The organism is Pirellulales bacterium (assembly GCA_036490175.1).
GTDB lineage: Bacteria > Planctomycetota > Planctomycetia > Pirellulales > JACPPG01 > JACPPG01.
In genome coordinates this window covers 20,384-36,740 of sequence record DASXEJ010000381.1, presented here as the reverse complement: position 1 = coordinate 36,740, position 16,357 = coordinate 20,384, and the positions used below count along the sequence as shown (strand labels likewise).

Sequence of the window (16,357 nt, the reverse complement as noted above, 5' to 3'; positions counted from 1 at the left end):
CTCGCTGCTACTTCGGCAGTTGGAAATCGCCGATGTATAGCTGGCTGGCATGATCCGCCGTGCGGTTCGAAGTCCACATCAACCGCTTGCCATCTGGCGAAAACACCGGTAACACATCGGCCGTAGGATTATCGGTCACGCGCGTGATCGGCCCGGGCAGGATCAACCCGTCCTTGCGTTCGAAACGCATCAGCCATAAATCGTAGTTGGGTCGCGCCTGCGGATCGCTGTGGTCTGCGCCTGTCCAAATGATGTACGGCTCGCTGGGGTGCCAGTACGGCGCCCAATTCACGGAATTGGGATTTGTCGTCAGCGGCGTCTCGTGCGTCCCGTCAATGCCAATGACATAGATCTGCAAGAACCCTTCCTTGTCTCGGTCACTGCGGAATACAACCCACTTGCCGTCGGGCGAAATAAATGGCCCGCCATCATAGCCAGGCGAGTTGGTAAGTTGGCGAACGTTGGACCCGTCGGCATTCATCACGTAAATGTCGGGGTCGCCGTCGCGCGTACTGCAAAAGGCGATTTGCCGGCCGTCGGGCGAAAACGCCCCCTCAGCGTCATAGCCCGGCGTATCGGTAAGGCGGCGAAGGTTGCTGCCATCCAGATCCGACTCGAAAATATCCATGTGCGGATCGAAGTTCCATTCGTAACGGCGGCGGCGGCCCGTCTTGGCATCGTCCGCCTGCTGATCGCGTTCGGCTTCCTCGGTCGCATCAAGCTGCGGATCGAGATGGCTGGAAGCGAAGATCAGCTTCTTGCCATCTGGTGAGAAGTTGGCGCAGGTCGTGCGGCCACGGCCCGTGCTCACGCGGCGCGAAAATCCCCCGCCCAGCGGCTGTGTATAGATCTGGTAGAAGGGATAGTCCTTCGGCACCGCCTGATAGACGATCTCGCGGCCATCCGGCGAAAAGTATCCTTCCCCCGCCTTTACGAAGCCATCGGTCACCTGTCGTACGTGACTGAGATACTTTTCTTCGATCGATTCCTCGGCCGCGACAGATCGCAAGCCGACCAGACAGGTCAACAGAATCGCCGATGTGGTCACGACCACGGTATGAATGCTGATTGCCAAGTTTCGTCTCAAAGCAAGCTCCTGATGAAGTGTCGCAACCTGGTCGCTGCTATGCCGGCGCACTTTGACGCGCCATTTTTGCCGAACGAATGATTGATTATAGGCTGCCCGCCTCTCGCTGACAGGTAGCCGCCTGTCCCGCTGCAAAGCCATGCGCTACAATTCCCCTACTTTCCAGCCCAACACGCCGCTGCACCGCACGATGGGCAAACGCCGCAGGAGCATTCATGCCCGAGCTACCCGAAGTCGAAACCATGCGTCGCGGCATCGTGGCCACGATCGGTAGCCGCATCATCGAGGTCGAGCGTTGCCGGCTGCGGGCGCGGCCCATTCAGATGACGCCGGCGGGTGCGTCGTTTCGCCGCCGCTTAGTCGGCCGCACGGTCACGGCTGTCGACCGGCTCGGAAAGCGTGTGGTCGTGCGGCTGGACGACGGCTGCTCGCTGGTCTTCGAGCCGCGCATGACCGGCCTGGTGCTGCTGGCGGACCCGCCCTCGCGCGAACATCTGCGTTTGCGCATACATCTCGAAGGCCGCAAGAACAGCCAGCGGCAAGAGCTGATGTACTGGGATCGTCGCGGGCTGGGCCTGGTACGCGTGGTAAATCCGGCCGAGCTCGACGCGTTGTACGGCCCCGAGCGGTTGGGGGTCGACGCGCTCAGCATCACTTGCGACGCGCTGCGCGAGCAATTGTTCCATAGCCGGCGCCCGATCAAGGTGGCCCTCCTGGATCAGCGCGCCGTGGCCGGAATCGGCAACCTATACGCGTCGGAAATCCTGCATCGGGCCTCGATTCACCCCGCGCGACGGTGCGATCGATTGCGGCGTGACGAATGGCAACAGATTCACGATTGCATGCTGGCTGTGCTGGACGCCGCGATTCGCCACGAGGGATCGACTTTGTCCGACGGTACCTATCGCAACGCGCTCAATAAGGAAGGAGGGTTTCAAAACCATCACCGCGTGTACGATCGCGATGGCAAGCCTTGCACGGGCTGTGGCCAAACGATCGTGCGGGTGGTACAGGCCCAACGATCGACATTCTTTTGCCCCAGCTGCCAGCCGAAGCAACCCGCATCGGCGTCTGTGCGTCGCGCTCGCCGCTGACAGGCATCGACGCGCCGACCGGGCGAGTCAATGGCGAGAGGAACGTCACAGCGCGCGGGCGTGGCCCGCTTCCTGCTTTTCAAGCTCCTCGACGGCCGCCAGAAGTCGTCCGCGGACCTCCTCGATGCGGCCATCGTTGTCGACCTTGTTGCCATTGCAATCGGTCACGTAAAAAACGTCGACGACCTGATCAAGGTACGTGCCGATTTTGGCCACTGAGATGGACAGCCCGAGCTCGAACAGGGTCTGCGTGATTGTATAAAGCAAGCCCATGCGATCGGCGGCGAAGAATTCGACAACGGTAAATCGATCTGACGTGCTATTGTCGATGCGGACCTGCGTCGGCAGCGGATTCAAACTGGCCGGACTGCGGTCGCGGCCCGAGCGCCACACGCGTCGGAAGGCTGGGCGTTTGTCCTGACCGGCCTTCAATGACTCTTCGATGGCACGCTCCACCTGACTGACGCGCGAAGGAGGCGGTTCACCTGCAAAATCGGGGTCATGAACCCAGAAGCGATCGAACACCAGACCATGGGCCAGCGTGTTGATTTCGGCCGACAGAATTTGCAAGCCCTGGCTCGCCAGCGCTCCGCACAACTTGTGAAACACGCCGGGTGTGATTTCGTCGTAAGTTCCAACTCGATATTCGATCGTGTTGGCTTCGGGCAAATAGCGGGTTTGCACCGCGACATCGCCGCGCGACAAGCGATGCAAATGCGTCAGGTCCTCGATGATCTGGTCGATACCGGTCTTGTCTAAATACGGCGCCGGTAGCGCTGTTAACTGTTGTTGCCACCAGGTACGGTCTTCGCTGGCAGGAAGGCGGGTGAGCATTTCTTCGCGACGCTGCCGCAAGAGATCTTCATTACGTAAAGCCGGCGCATCTTCGGCCAGATGGCTCATAGTCGCTCGGTACAAGCCCGTCAGCACTTGCACTTTCCAGCCGTTGAGCACTCCCGGCCCCACGGCCACAAAGTCCGATGCCGTCAACACGAACAACATCTGCAACACCTCGGGCGAGCCCACCTCGACGGCGAATTTGACGATCAACTGCGGATCACTCGTGTCGCGGCGGAAGGCCAGGTGGGCCATCTGCAGATGCTTGTGCACTAGGAACTTCAGCGTCTCTGTATCGGCGTCGGACAGGCCCAATCGATGGCCGGTCTGCTCGGCGATGTCGCGGCCGATGTCGCTGTGGTCCTCGGGGAACCCCTTGCCCAGGTCGTGCAGCAGCAGAGCCAGGTGCAACAACCATTTTCGCTTGATCCGGCGATACACGCGCCCCAACGGTCCATTATCCGTCAACAAGTTCGTGGCGGCTTCCACGGCCCGCAGGCAATGCTCGTCGACGGTGTACTTGTGGTATTCGTTGAATTGCAGCAGCGAGCGGGCGTGCTCGAACGCCGGAATGATTTTCTCAAGCGCCCCCATCTCGTGCAGATTTCGCAGCAGCTCGCCCAAGCGCGCAGGATGATCCATCAGCGAGAGAAAATGCCGCGCCACGACGGGTGTCACGTCGCTGGGCACCTGGGGGATCGTAGCCCGAATCGCTTCGCTCGTGGCATGCGCTATCCGTTTGTCATAGCGATTTGCCACGTCGGCCAATCGCAATATCTGCGCCAGGTCGCCTCGCACCGTTTCCATGCTGCGCGGATTCACCGCCACATAGTTGCGGCTCACGCGGAAGTCGCGCTCGAAACGATGGCTGTACAGGGGACTAAATACTTCCAGCCAGGCCGGCGCCGAGCGCGCGGTGGTGACAAATCGCGACACAATGTGGCTGGCTCCCTTGGTCATGAGGAAGTACTCCTTCATGAACTGCTCGACGGGCAGCAGACCAGCCTTGCCCTCGAATCCGTAGACTTGCGCCAGCCGCATCTGTTCGGCCCGGTCCAGCACGTCGCTGGACTTGCCCGCGTGAAAGTGCATCTCGTTGCGCAACCGCAGCAAGTACTCGCTGGCGCGCCGGATGAGGTCGTAATCGGGCCGCGCCAGAGCACCCGCCAGCCTGAGACCGTCGGGATCGGCCACGCCGTAGCGTGCGAAGCCTACCCAGCGCAGCAATTGGATCTCGCGCAGCCCCCCCTGCGAGCGTTTGATGTTCGGCTCGAGCAGGTAGACCGTTTCGCCATACTGTGCTCGCTCTTCGCGGCGTGCTTGGTCGATCTCGCCGATCAAACGTCGCGCGCGGCGGCGCGTTTGCCGCTCGAAGCGATGCGCGAACTGCGTAAACAACCCGACGCTGCCCGCCAGGTAACGCGACTCGACGAGTGAAGTGCAAATCGTGGCGTCCTGCGTGGCCAGGCTGCACGCATCGCGTGCCGTGCGGACGCTCTGGCCGAGGTGCAAGCCCACGTCGAACACGTCGCGCACCAGCCGCTCGGCGAGGCCGGTCACGCGCTGCGTGGCAGCCCGCGTGTGCAAGATCATCAGGTCGACGTCCGAGAATGGCGCGACGTCCCGGCGCCCGTAGCCGCCGTGGGGAACCAAGGCAACTTCCGTGGCCAGGCCGTTTGGCCCGGTCTCCCCCAGGTCCGCGAGCGCCGCTTCGTAGAGTTCGAGAACGATCGTGTCGAATAGATCGGCCATCGCGGCGCTGATCTGCGCGCCCAAGGCGCCGCGCGCGTGCCGTTGCCGAAGCTTTTCTCGCCCCTCGCTCAAGTGCTGCTTGGCTACGAGTATGTTGGAACGCAATTGCGGAGCACTCGTCATCGTAGGTGTGTTTCTCTACCAATCGTGGGAACGTCGCGGTCGATTGCGGACGCGGTCAAACTGCTTCTTCGCCGGTTTCGCCGGTGCGAATGCGAATGGTCTCGTCGAGACTCACGACAAAAATCTTGCCGTCGCCGATCTGGCCCGTCTGTGCCGCGCGCATGATCGTGTCGATGGCGCGACGCACTCCTTCGCTGGGGACAACGATTTCGATTTTCACCTTGGGCACGAAATCGACGGTGTACTCCTGCCCGCGATACATTTCCGTGTGCCCCTTCTGGCGCCCAAAGCCCCGGACCTCGGAAATGGTCATGCCCTGAATCCCTTCGGCGCTGAGGGCGTTCTTCACGTCCTCGAGCTTGAAATGCCGAACGATGGCCTCGATCTTCTTCATCGGTCAACTCCTGATATCGGCAGCCGGCGCGGCGGAACAAGAATTCCGCCGCGCGCGACGTCCGCTAAAGAAAGTATTGAATCGTCCGTGACAAAATCAAATGAATATGTAGCCTTCCTCGCCGTGCTGGCTGAGGTCCAATCCCTGGATCTCCTCCCGTTGCGAAACCCGCAATCCCATCACCACGTCGAGCACCTTTAGGATGACAAACGTTGCGACGGCGGCGACGACCCAGGTCACGCCCACGGCGGCCGCCTGGGCCCCGATACCGGCGATGTCGAGCGACCAGGCCTGCTCTCCCTTCTGCATCTCTTCGAGCAGCCCCAGCGAGACGTTGCCCCCACCCACGATCCGGGTCGCAAAGATTCCCGTCAAAAGCGCCCCCAGCGTTCCTCCCACGCCATGTACGCCGAAAGCGTCGAGCGAATCATCGTAACCCAGTCGGGTCTTGAGGGTGGTGCAGGCCAGAAAGCAGACCACTCCGGCGGCCGCGCCCATGGCCAAGGCGGGCATCGGCAAGACGAAGCCGGACGCCGGCGTGATGCAAACCAGGCCGGCCACGAGCCCCGAGCACATTCCCAACACGCTTGGCTTGCCGCGCGTGATCCATTCCATGCCGGCCCACGCCAATCCCCCGGCGGCTGCCGCAAAGTGGGTGGCGACAAACGCGCTGGCCGCTTGCTCGGTGGCCGCTAGGGCACTGCCGGCATTGAACCCAAACCAGCCGACCCACAACAGTGCGGCGCCGGTGGTCGTGTACGTCAAATTGTGGGGAGGCATCGGTTCGGTGCCGAATCCCAGCCGTCGTCCCATGACCAGCGCGCACACGAGCGCCGAGATTCCCGAACTGATATGCACTACCGTGCCGCCGGCAAAATCGAGCGCCCCGAACCAGGCTCCATCGGCTTTGTGGCCACCCGGAATATCCCAGGCCAATAGCCCGCCGTCCCACACCCAATGACAGAGTGGGCAGTAGACCAACGTGCCCCACAAGACCATGAACACAACCATCGTGCTGAATTTCATGCGCTCGGCAAACGCGCCGCAAATCAGCGCCGGAGTGATGATGAAGAACATGCCTTGGAACAGCATGTGCGTCAGTCGCGGAATGGTCCCCTCGATGGGATAGACAATGGCCCCATCTTTTTCGAACGGTTGTACGTTGCGCATGAACAGGAAATCCGTATTGCCGATCCAGGGGCTGTAAGAGGCCTCGCCCGGCGTGCCGCCAAAGCTCAACGAATAACCCCACAGCGCCCAAATGACGGTCATCAATCCCATCATGAAGATGCACTGCATCATCACGCTCAGCACATTCTTTTTGCGCACCAATCCGCAATAAAACAGCGCCAGCCCCGGCCCCGTCATCATCAACACCAGCGCCGACGAGACCAGCATCCAGGCATGGTCGCCTTTGTCGATGGGCTGCGGCGCCGGCTCGACATGCGAGCTTTCCGGAGTGTCGTCGATAATTGCGGGGCCTTCGCTGGCAGCCGGCGTAGCTTCGGTCGCTCCTTCGGCCGTCTCGGCCGGTTGCGCCCACGCGGTCGTGACCCAGCCAATACACAGCGTGCATGCGCCCACGAACAATATTTTTTGATAAATCGCTAACACGCGAAGCCCTCCCTTGAATATGAGACTCCCGTCGGACCGTGAAAATCACCGGTCCGAACCGCCGCCTGAGCATCCATCCAGTCGCATCCAGCCATAGCCGAATCGTCGCGGGCTACTGTCGAGCGAACATCCCGCGCGGCCCCAGTCGCCCGCTTAGCGATGGTTCTGCTGATTGTCGTAGTCGCCCACCGCGCGATAGCCGCGCGACAGCCAATCCCCTGCGAACGTTTCTCGTGGATCACCTTGAATGACGTTAATCCCGCGACAACAACGTAACCGAGGCGCACAGAAGTAGTAAAGCGGTTCGTGGCAAGAGTGGTCAGCCGCGCCATTGTGGCACGTCCCTACCCTGCGTGAATACGCCCGCGGCATCGCAATCAAGAAGGAGATTTCTGCCAGGGCACATCGCCGCGACCGGCGGATTGGTTCACTGAGCGAGCCAACACGAACAACAGGTCACTCAGCCGATTCAGGTACACGACCAGCGTCGGCGCCACCGACTCGCTGGCCGACAGTGTAATCACGCGGCGTTCGGCCCGGCGACAGACCGTTCGCGCCAAATGCAAAAGAGCTGCCCCCTGGCTGCCCCCCGGCAAGATAAATTGCTTGAGCGGCGCAAGCCCCACCTCGTGGCGATCAATGGCGGCTTCCAACGCCGTAATGTGCGTCGCGCCCAACGTAACCATCTGATGAGCTTGCGGGTCAGGAGTGGCCAATTCGGCCCCCAGATCAAACAGCTCGTTCTGGACGCGGGCCAACAGCAAATCCACATCCGAGGTCAACGCATCGGCCCGCGCCATCCCCAGCACGGCGTTCAATTCATCCACCGTGCCATAGGCTTCGATCCGCGGAGCGTCTTTGCGCACGCGCGGTCCGCCGAATAGCCCCGTGTCACCGGTATCGCCCGTCTTGGTATAGATCTTCATAGCGATCGAGCCCTGGTGACCTGCGACCGATGGCCGCCGTGGAAACTCGCCCTTGCGGGCATGTGCGCCGATTGTAGCGCCGAGGTCGCGCGGTAAGCAAGCGCAGCTTCGCCGTAGCGAGCTGCCCCAGAGCCCGGCGTCGCTAAAACGTAAAGCGACTACCGACGGCCGACGGTGTGACGACGTCTTCGCCGAATTCGTTCAGCAAGGCGTGTACCGCGCGCCAGCCCGTGCAATGGGCCGGCATGATCTGCTGCAACTCGAACTGCTTCAACTCGGCGACCGTCTCGGGGATCAACGGTTCCATTCCTTTGCCGGCCAGATGAAATCCCCCCAGTACGCCGTACAGAGGAATATGGGCGAACTTTTCGCGCACGTTCAAGAGCACGTTTACGATGCCCGCGTGCGAGCAAGAGCTGAAAATCAGCAGCCCCTTGTTTTTTACGTGTACGGCCAGGTAGCGCTCGTCCATGATCAGCGGGTCGGGCTGCCAGGGACTCGCGGCCGAAGTGCGACACAAATGGTCAGGCCGCCCTTTCTCGAAGCTCGACACGCGCGGAATCTCTCCGCTGAGATAGAACCAGCCGTCGAACATTTCGCGCTCGGCGGGCAAATTGACCAGCCGCGCCCCGTGCGCCGCCAGTTCGTCGAGCGAAGCAACTTTCGCGAACGGGGCGACTTTTCCGGTATCGAGCCGCGTGCCCCGTTCGAGAAACATGCCCGGGTTCACATGACATTCCACTTCCTTGCCGCGCTGGTTGCGCGTGATTTGATCGAGCACGTCGAGCATCCCGCCCGTATGATCCCAATGGCCGTGCGAAATGGCGATGGCCGCCACTTCGTCGAGCGTAATGCCCAGGTTCCGGCAATTGCGCAAGAAAATGGCCCCTTCGGGCCCGGTGTCGAACAAGAGTTTGCGGCGATGCTTCCCCACAGTCGCCGTCATCACGAGCGCCAGCCCCAGTTGAGCGCAACACAATGTCGTGCCGGAAATCTCTGTCGCGCCGGCCGCGATCACATTATCAAACTCCGGCGACACGTTGGCCGGCTTGCTGGAGTAGCTATCCGTAAGATTATCGATGGCAATGTCAACGACCAACTGATCGACAGGCTGAAGCGTGAGCATCGTGCGGCCTCAAGAAATTGACAACGGTGCAACGTCAGACGGCAATGGGCCTGCGCAATTGTACGACACGTTGGCAAAACGACGGCAGGGCATTTGTGCGGTGAGATAACGCCGCGGATTGCAACGGCCAGTGATTCCGGCATGACGCTGAGCGAGTTTGCGCGCCATGGAAACCAGCCTGAACGCAAGGCGGCTGGACCTGTTGCGCGGATTAGAACGATGGCGCGAAGTGAGGTCGAATGGCGCCGAAATAACTAGGTATCAGATTCCGTAGCTTGATAGATGTCGGTCTGTAATATTTCCGCCTCGCCACATGGTTCCCAGGCGCAGGGACCGGTCTTTCGCAACGGAGTTATGGATACTCCAGCTTCAGCTCTGTGGAGAACTTGCTGAGCAATTGCGATAGCTTCATCACGGCTAGAAACTATGCGTAACAACGTTTTGCGATATCCAAACTCTTCGACATCCACGACGGGCACACCAATGACCGTCCATTCGACCTGCCAAATTATGGCGTCTAATTCGAACATGATGCGAATCCCTTCCGGATAATCAGCGAACAGTATCCTCGATCCCTGATTATAGTATCGCGACGTTGTCGCGCATGCTGCGCGTAGTAGTCGCGCCGAAATTCGGAACTCGCACGTTCCAGTAGATACCGCATACAGCATTGAGAGTTACGTTCCCGTTCACGAGAAAGCGCGACAGCACAGATCGACTTCCATCAAGTGCTACCTCCCATTAATGGCCGGTCTAAGGCGAGACTACGCGCCAGGGTCACGCACCCGAACCACTTCGACTTTGCCGTGTCTGTCTTGCACATATTTATTCGACAAGGGTCATCCTGCGCGACGTTTAGCCGATCGCGGAACACGCACGCTTGAGGTAGTCGTGGAACATATTGACGAACCGGCATCTTCAATCCACCCGTCAACATACTGGCCCGTGAAAAATCTCGCCTGGCTTCGGCCAAATCCCCACCCTTGACCCCCTGCCCTGCCCGGCTGACAATCGACTTTTCTGCGCGCCAGGGCGGCCCGCTACCTGGGCGACTTGCGCGCTAGCGATAAGGACTTTTTATGCCAGCTACGACTCCTACCGGTGGCAAGCCCGCCGTAAATACACCGGCTTCGAGCCATGTGCCCGATGCGGTCGGGCGTTTCGGTGCCTTCGGCGGACGTTATGTGCCCGAGACTTTGATGCGGGCGTTGGAAGAGTTGGCCGTGGCCTACGACGAAGCCAAGCGCGACCCCCAGTTCGCGGCCGAGCTGGCCGATCTTTTCAAGAACTACGTGGGCCGCCCTTCGCCGCTGTACCACGCCCGGCAGCTCAGCGAGCGGTGCGGTGGCGCGCAGATTTATCTGAAGCGCGAAGACCTTAACCACACCGGCGCCCACAAGATCAACAACACGCTCGGCCAGGCGCTACTCACTTTGCGGATGGGTAAGAAGCATGTCATCGCCGAGACCGGCGCCGGGCAGCACGGCGTCGCCACGGCCACGGCATGCGCGCGCTTCGGCTTGGACTGCGTCGTCTACATGGGCGAAGAAGACATTCGCCGTCAGAAGCTCAACGTCTTCAACATGCGGATGATGGGAGCCGAAGTGCGGCCGGTCACCAGCGGCTCGCGGACGCTCCGCGACGCCATCAACGAAGCGATGCGTAACTGGATGAGCACGGTCGAGACGACCCACTACATCCTTGGATCGGTCGTGGGTCCGCATCCGTTCCCAGTGATCGTGCGCGACTTCCAATCCGTGATCGGCCGTGAGACGATCGAGCAGTGCCAAGCGCAACTCGGCCGGCTGCCCAACCTGGTGGTGGCCTGCGTCGGCGGCGGCAGCAACTCGGCCGGCATGTTCTATCCGTTTGTCGAACACAGGAACGTCGAACTGCTGGGCGTTGAGGCCGGCGGCCGCTCTGTCAAAGCGGGCGATCACGCGGCCCCCTTGTCGTTTGGTTCGCCCGGCGTGCTGCACGGCAGTTACAGCTATGTCATGCAGGACGAAGATGGCCAGACCAGCGACGTCCATTCGATCTCGGCGGGGCTCGACTACCCAGGCGTCGGCCCCGAGCACAGTTATTGGAAAGATTCGGGCCGAGCCCGCTACACGTTTGCCCGCGACGACGAAGCCCTGACGGCGTTCGACGCGCTCGCGCGCAGCGAAGGGATCCTTCCCGCGCTGGAAAGTTCGCACGCGGTGGCCAAAGGTATGGAAGAGGCCCGCAAGCGCCCCAAGACCGAAGCCGTGGTCGTATGCCTATCCGGCCGCGGAGACAAAGACGCCTTCGAGATCGCTCGGCTACGTGGCGAAACGATCGCCTGATTGAAATGCCAAGCCTGCCCGAGCCAGAGTTCGGGTGCCATGCCCACGCACCGCGTGGGCATGCGGACTGTAAGCGAGACCGACGGCATGTCCACGCAAGCGTGGACATGGCACCCAAGTTTGTACTCTCTGCGGACACTTAGATCGAATTGAAAGTTAGATACACCAAGCCTGACCTGAACCGGAGCATTGATGTCCGCGATTGACGACGTTTTCCGCGCGCTCCGCGCCCAAGGGCGCAAGGCCTTCATGCCATTCGTGACGGCCGGCGATCCCGACCTGGAGTTCACCGCCTTGGTGCTGGCCGAAATAATGCGCCGGGGGGCCAACCTGTGCGAGCTGGGAATCCCTTATAGCGATCCGATTGCCGACGGTCCGGTGATCCAGGCCTCGTATACGCGCGCTCTGGAACGGCACGTCAAGCTGGCCCAAATCTTCGACACCGTGCGCAAGGCGCAGCCGCAATTGTCCGCGCCGGTCGCCAGCATGGTCAGCTACGCCATCGTGCTGCGGCACGGTCCGGCCGCGTATGTGCGCGACGCCAAGCAAGCCGGCATGTCTGGCATGATCGTCCCCGATCTGCCGGCCGACGAGTCGGAAGAGTTGTCGCGGATCTGCCGCGGCGAGGACTTCAGCCTGGTACAACTGGTCGCCCCCACCACACCCCGCGAGCGGACTTTGCGGATTGCGGCCACTTCGACCGGCTTTCTGTATTACGTCTCGGTAACCGGCATCACCGGCGAGCGAACCGCTCTGCCGCAAGAGCTGATCGATAACCTGCGCTGGCTGCGTGGTGAGACCGATTTGCCCATCTGCGTCGGGTTTGGCATTAGCACTCCCGAGCATGTCCGCACTCTGGCCCCCGTGGCGGATGGACTGATCGTCGGCTCGGCGGTCGTCCGTCGCGTGGCCGAAGCCGGCGCCCGCCCACGCGACCAGGTGCTGGCCGAGATCGGCAATTATGTGGCCGAGCTTGTGGATGCGCTGGGCTCGTAGCGTTTCTGCCTGTTATCCACTGGTCCGTCTTCGGCCATTCCACGCCGCAACGCCCTCGTTGACGGTCGCTGCCGACACCCCCGGGGCGCCAAGGGTTCGCTCGATAAATAAGCTCGCCTTGACCATTTGGCGCGGGCCTGCGTAGATTTCCGCTGGAATCTGGCGAATCTCGGAGAATAATTGAATTGGCGGCGCCGCGATCGCCCCAGTGCGACAAGTAGATTGACTTGCCCGAGGTGATCGGCGGACGCCCCTAAGCTCCAGGAGAGCGAGGAATGGACCGCAGCCGCTCGCAGCCGACGCTTTACCAGTTCTTCTCCGGCTTGGCCGAGTATGTCTTTCAGACTCGGCTCGGTGTGGCCGATCCACCGCTGGTGGACTATCTGTCCGGCATGATGGCCCGCTTTGTTCACACCGACGCGATCTACAACGTTCGCAGTCTCAGCGGCCGCCGGCTGGAAGAAGTGGCCGCCATGCTGCTGGAAGGCGAAGCCCGCGTCGGCGACGCCCGCCGCGAAGTGCATCGGCACATTGGCGATTTCACCCTCTTCTGGACCGGCGTCTATCCCGAATTCATCCGCCGGTTAGAGTGCGAGCAACGCGTCGATCACTTGCTCGACTATCGCGAACAGGGGAAACGTGCGTATTACATCGCCAGTACCATCCGCACGGACAAGAATCGGGACGAAAGCGAAGTGTTGGAGCGTCTGAGCCATGAGTTCGAACTGTGCGCCTATGGCCTGAGCGAATTACGCCGCGAATGGGAACGCCGCGACCCGGTCGAAGGAAACGAAGAACGACCTGGGCCGTGGCTGATCGATTGAGCCGTTTGCGATGCAAATGCATTTGTGATCGAATCGAAGGGAGTTCGAACACGCGTAGTTTTGAGCCCATTCGAGTCGAGCGCAGATGGCCGCAAGTACGCCGGTAGTACGTTCGATATCCTGGGGCGCCGCGATCGTTCAGATCGCCATCGTCATTGGCGCTGCCCTGCTGGGCTCGGCTCTGTTCAAGGATCGCGACCCGAGCCTTGGCGTGATGATCGGGGCGGCCTGTTGCCTGGTGTATTATCGGTTCATGCGTCGCCTGCTGGTGAACGACCATCGACGCGGGATCGTCCTCGTTCGCCAGCAGCAATTTGCTGACGCCGTCCCGTGCTTCGAAGCGTCCTACGAGTTCATGCGTCGGCACCCTTGGGCAGACCGCTGGCGCTGCCTGCTCGTCGGTAGCGCGAGTGCCACGAGCTATCGCGAGATGGCACTTTGCAATATCGCGTTCTGCTACAGCCAGATGGGCGAAGGAGACAAAGCCCTGGCATGCTACGAGCGTGCTATCGGCGAGTTCCCCGATTGCGCAGTGGCGACGGCCGCTCTTAAAATGATGCGATCCGCCCAGCTAGCCGCCACCGACGCACGCTAGCGACTGCTCTTGGTGGTTTGCCGTTCCGTGCGATAGGATCGCCACGTGACGAGCGGTGTGCCAAATCCCGCCCCAGCGAAACGGATTTCTACTATGAACGATCGCCTCCGCCTGGTGCTTGCGCTGCACCAGCATCAACCGGTTGGGAACTTGGATCAGGTCACCGAAGGCGTCTATCGCGACTGCTATCTGCCGCTGGTCGAGACGCTGGCCGACTACCCGACGCTGCCGGTTAATTTGCACACGAGCGGGTCGCTGCTGGATTGGCTCGCCGGGCGGCATCCGGAATACACGCATCGGCTGCGCGAGTTGGCCGCCGCGGGCCGCATCGAGATCATGGGGGGCGCCTATCACGACCCGCTGCTGCCGATGCTCTCGCAGGCCGATCGCCGCGGGCAGATCAACTCATTCTCTCGGCGCCTCGGCCAGCTTTTTGGACAGGTGCCGCGCGGCATGTGGATGCCAGAGCGCATCTGGGATCCGGCATTGGCGGCCGACCTGGCGGCCTGCGACATCGAACATACCGTGCTCGACGATTTTCATTTCCATGCGGCCGGACTGGCCGACGACCAATTGCGCGGCTACTACCTGACCGAATCCGAAGGTGGGCTGATCGCGCTGTTCGCCGGCGAAGAGCGTTTACGCTATCTGATACCGTTTGCCGAGCCAGAAGAAACGATCGCATACTTGCGAGACGAAGCGCGTCGCCATCCAGGCGGTGTCTTGGTCTATGCCGACGACGCCGAAAAGTTCGGCGCGTGGCCCGGCATGCGCGAGCGGATGCAAAACAGTCGCTGGCTGCGCCGCTTTCTCGATGCTTTGGCCGCGAATTCCGACTGGCTGCAAGTCACCACGCTCGGCGAGTGCATCGACCACGTACCGCCGCTGGGCAAAGTGTACGTGCCCGAGGGGAGTTACCGCGAGATGGGGCCTTGGTCGACGTTGGCCAAGAACGTCCAGCACTCCCCGGCGGAATCGACGAGCATTTCACCGGATACATCCGACATTTCGGCAATCCCGCTGGCAGGCACCTGGCGCAATTTTCGCGTCCGCTACCCCGAGATCGACGAGATGTATTGCCGCATGCTGCAAGTGAGCAAGCGCGCCCAGGCAGCCGTGGCGGAAGACGCCGACGACAGTCACCCGCTCATTGAACAGGCACGGCAGGCGCTCTATCGCGCGCAATGCGGCTGCGCTTATTGGCATGGGATCTTCGGCGGCGTTTATTCGCCCCATTTGCGCCAGGCCGTGTACCGAAACCTGCTCGCAGCCGAGTCGCTGTTAGATATCGTCGCCGGACGCACCGAGCCGTGGCTGTCGGCCACGATTGACGACTTTAATCTGGATGTGCACAAAGAGCTGTCGCTCACGAGCGGAAAGCTCGGCCTCTTTCTGGCACCCGACCGTGGCGGACAGTTGTATGAGTTAGACGTGCGCGACGTGGGCGCGAATCTGCTGGCCTCCTTGACGCGACGGCCCGAGCCCTATCATCGCCAGACAGCCACCCTGGCAAGCGCTGCGGAAAACGCCCACCTGATTTACGACAGCTATGCTCGAAAAAGCCTGCTGGACCATTTTTTTGACGTCCGCTGCACGCTCGACCAAGTGGCCGCCTGCGCGGCGACCGAGCAAGGCGACTTCCTCGCTGGGCGCTACCGCGCGCGACTGCGCCGCATTCAGGGGGGCGTCTGTGCACAACTGGCACGCACGGGCCGCGCCTTCGGCCAGCCTGTTACCGTCACCAAGCAATTGACCCTGTGGGCCGACCGCTCGGTCGTCGACATCCATTACGAGCTCACGGGTTTGCCCCCCGGACGACCTTGCCGGTTTGCGGTCGAATTCAACTTTGCCGGGCTGCCGCCTGCTTGCCCCGATCGATACTTTGTCGACTCTCAGGGACGCGTGCTGGCCGATCTGGGCCACCGACTCGATCTCAGCGGTGTCGGCTCGTTGCGGCTGGTCGATCGCTGGCTCGGCGTCGATATCGGGCTGTCGGCTTCCGAAGTCGGAGGAATCTGGGCCTTTCCGATTCAATCGGTCAGCCGATCGCAGCGCGGGCTGGAGACCATCCAGCAATCCGTGGCGGTATTCCCCCACTGGATCGTCGTCGGCGACGCAGCCGGACGATGGAGTGTCGACCTGCAACTCGCAATCGTCACGTCTCCGGCCGCGACGCGAACGACACCAGGCGAGGCCATTGCCGCAGCCCCTCCCGCGAAAAAGGAGCCCGGGGTCGCGAGAGAGTCGTCAGTAAGGCAATCGACCCAGTATGTGGTAGATGGCCCGCACGCCCAGCCGGCCCCGAAATCGATCATCGCCACGCCCCAGCGACGCGTGTACGAGGGGTAACAGCAGTCGCAATCCGCGGGTGTTTTGCCGTTGGCGGCCTCGAAATCTGTACATCGTGGCACTGGCGAGCATCGTCCGAAGTCATTCTCCAAGGAAGGTTTCTGGCATTTCCCTGGGGGATGTGAAACAATGCCGGACGGCCGGGGTTTAATTCAGCGCGGTGTTCCCTTGTTGCGCCTTCGCTCCGCTCTTTGTGTCCGGTCGATGGAAAGTTGACCGAGCTGAAACCTAGGTGAGAAACACGGATCGGGGCCCGCAAGCTACCGACCACAAGAAACTGATTTCGATCGAATCCGGGGTGGATTTCACACGT

At 61.4% G+C, this 16,357-nt stretch carries 13 protein-coding genes; 6 read left to right on the top strand and 7 right to left on the bottom strand.

Annotated features, from left to right (window positions below):
• Positions 1 to 7: 7 nt before the first annotated feature.
• Positions 8 to 1,087: a biopolymer transporter Tol gene (locus VGG64_29110; GenBank protein ID HEY1603697.1), complete on the bottom strand. Its 1,080-nt coding sequence runs from the start codon at positions 1,085 to 1,087 to the stop codon at positions 8 to 10.
• Positions 1,088 to 1,302: 215 nt separating this feature from the next.
• Here VGG64_29110 and mutM point away from each other — a divergent pair, with 215 nt between their 5' ends.
• Positions 1,303 to 2,181, top strand: a complete 879-nt coding sequence (gene mutM / locus VGG64_29105) for a bifunctional DNA-formamidopyrimidine glycosylase/DNA-(apurinic or apyrimidinic site) lyase (protein ID HEY1603696.1) — start codon at positions 1,303 to 1,305, stop codon at positions 2,179 to 2,181.
• Positions 2,182 to 2,226: 45 nt separating this feature from the next.
• On the opposite strand, the gene glnD is transcribed toward mutM, so the two are convergent.
• The 6 genes from glnD to VGG64_29075 all read right to left on the bottom strand — a co-directional run bounded on the left by glnD (position 2,227) and on the right by VGG64_29075 (position 9,483).
• Positions 2,227 to 4,893: a [protein-PII] uridylyltransferase gene (glnD, locus tag VGG64_29100; protein HEY1603695.1), complete on the bottom strand. Its 2,667-nt coding sequence runs from the start codon at positions 4,891 to 4,893 to the stop codon at positions 2,227 to 2,229.
• Positions 4,894 to 4,948: 55 nt separating this feature from the next.
• Positions 4,949 to 5,287, bottom strand: coding sequence for a P-II family nitrogen regulator (locus VGG64_29095; GenBank protein ID HEY1603694.1), 339 nt, complete (start codon positions 5,285 to 5,287; stop codon positions 4,949 to 4,951).
• Positions 5,288 to 5,383: 96 nt separating this feature from the next.
• Positions 5,384 to 6,901 carry an ammonium transporter gene (locus VGG64_29090; GenBank protein ID HEY1603693.1) on the bottom strand — a complete coding sequence of 506 codons (1,518 nt, stop codon included), beginning with the start codon at positions 6,899 to 6,901 and terminating at the stop codon, positions 5,384 to 5,386.
• A 377-nt stretch (positions 6,902 to 7,278) separates the two neighbouring features.
• Positions 7,279 to 7,827, bottom strand: coding sequence for a cob(I)yrinic acid a,c-diamide adenosyltransferase (locus VGG64_29085; protein ID HEY1603692.1), 549 nt, complete (start codon positions 7,825 to 7,827; stop codon positions 7,279 to 7,281).
• Between the two features lie 142 nt (positions 7,828 to 7,969).
• Positions 7,970 to 8,953, bottom strand: coding sequence for an MBL fold metallo-hydrolase (locus VGG64_29080; GenBank protein ID HEY1603691.1), 984 nt, complete (start codon positions 8,951 to 8,953; stop codon positions 7,970 to 7,972).
• Positions 8,954 to 9,207: 254 nt separating this feature from the next.
• Positions 9,208 to 9,483 (bottom strand): hypothetical protein, encoded by a 276-nt coding sequence (locus tag VGG64_29075; protein ID HEY1603690.1) that lies wholly within the window; start codon positions 9,481 to 9,483, stop codon positions 9,208 to 9,210.
• A gap of 549 nt (positions 9,484 to 10,032) precedes the next feature.
• Here VGG64_29075 and trpB point away from each other — a divergent pair.
• From trpB to VGG64_29050, 5 genes are all read left to right on the top strand, one after another.
• Positions 10,033 to 11,280: a tryptophan synthase subunit beta gene (gene trpB / locus VGG64_29070; GenBank protein HEY1603689.1), complete on the top strand. Its 1,248-nt coding sequence runs from the start codon at positions 10,033 to 10,035 to the stop codon at positions 11,278 to 11,280.
• Between the two features lie 192 nt (positions 11,281 to 11,472).
• The gene (trpA, locus tag VGG64_29065; GenBank protein HEY1603688.1) at positions 11,473 to 12,276 is read left to right on the top strand and encodes a tryptophan synthase subunit alpha; all 804 of its coding nucleotides are present in this window, start codon (positions 11,473 to 11,475) and stop codon (positions 12,274 to 12,276) included.
• A gap of 275 nt (positions 12,277 to 12,551) precedes the next feature.
• The gene (locus VGG64_29060) at positions 12,552 to 13,100 is read left to right on the top strand and encodes a hypothetical protein (GenBank protein HEY1603687.1); all 549 of its coding nucleotides are present in this window, start codon (positions 12,552 to 12,554) and stop codon (positions 13,098 to 13,100) included.
• A gap of 85 nt (positions 13,101 to 13,185) precedes the next feature.
• A complete protein-coding gene (locus tag VGG64_29055) occupies positions 13,186 to 13,695 on the top strand; it encodes a tetratricopeptide repeat protein (GenBank protein HEY1603686.1) in 510 nt (169 codons plus the stop codon).
• Between the two features lie 93 nt (positions 13,696 to 13,788).
• Positions 13,789 to 16,044: an alpha-amylase/4-alpha-glucanotransferase domain-containing protein gene (locus tag VGG64_29050; GenBank protein ID HEY1603685.1), complete on the top strand. Its 2,256-nt coding sequence runs from the start codon at positions 13,789 to 13,791 to the stop codon at positions 16,042 to 16,044.
• Positions 16,045 to 16,357 lie beyond the last annotated feature (313 nt).

Coding starts and splice junctions, on each gene's coding strand:
- mutM (HEY1603696.1), top strand. CDS start 1,303: ATGCCCGAGCTACCCGAAGTCGAAACCATGCGTCGCGGCATCGTGGCC.
- glnD (HEY1603695.1), bottom strand. CDS start 4,893: ATGACGAGTGCTCCGCAATTGCGTTCCAACATACTCGTAGCCAAGCAG.
- VGG64_29095 (HEY1603694.1), bottom strand. CDS start 5,287: ATGAAGAAGATCGAGGCCATCGTTCGGCATTTCAAGCTCGAGGACGTG.
- VGG64_29085 (HEY1603692.1), bottom strand. CDS start 7,827: ATGAAGATCTATACCAAGACGGGCGATACCGGTGACACGGGGCTATTC.
- VGG64_29080 (HEY1603691.1), bottom strand. CDS start 8,953: ATGCTCACGCTTCAGCCTGTCGATCAGTTGGTCGTTGACATTGCCATC.
- VGG64_29075 (HEY1603690.1), bottom strand. CDS start 9,483: ATGTTCGAATTAGACGCCATAATTTGGCAGGTCGAATGGACGGTCATT.
- trpB (HEY1603689.1), top strand. CDS start 10,033: ATGCCAGCTACGACTCCTACCGGTGGCAAGCCCGCCGTAAATACACCG.
- trpA (HEY1603688.1), top strand. CDS start 11,473: ATGTCCGCGATTGACGACGTTTTCCGCGCGCTCCGCGCCCAAGGGCGC.
- VGG64_29060 (HEY1603687.1), top strand. CDS start 12,552: ATGGACCGCAGCCGCTCGCAGCCGACGCTTTACCAGTTCTTCTCCGGC.
- VGG64_29055 (HEY1603686.1), top strand. CDS start 13,186: ATGGCCGCAAGTACGCCGGTAGTACGTTCGATATCCTGGGGCGCCGCG.
- VGG64_29050 (HEY1603685.1), top strand. CDS start 13,789: ATGAACGATCGCCTCCGCCTGGTGCTTGCGCTGCACCAGCATCAACCG.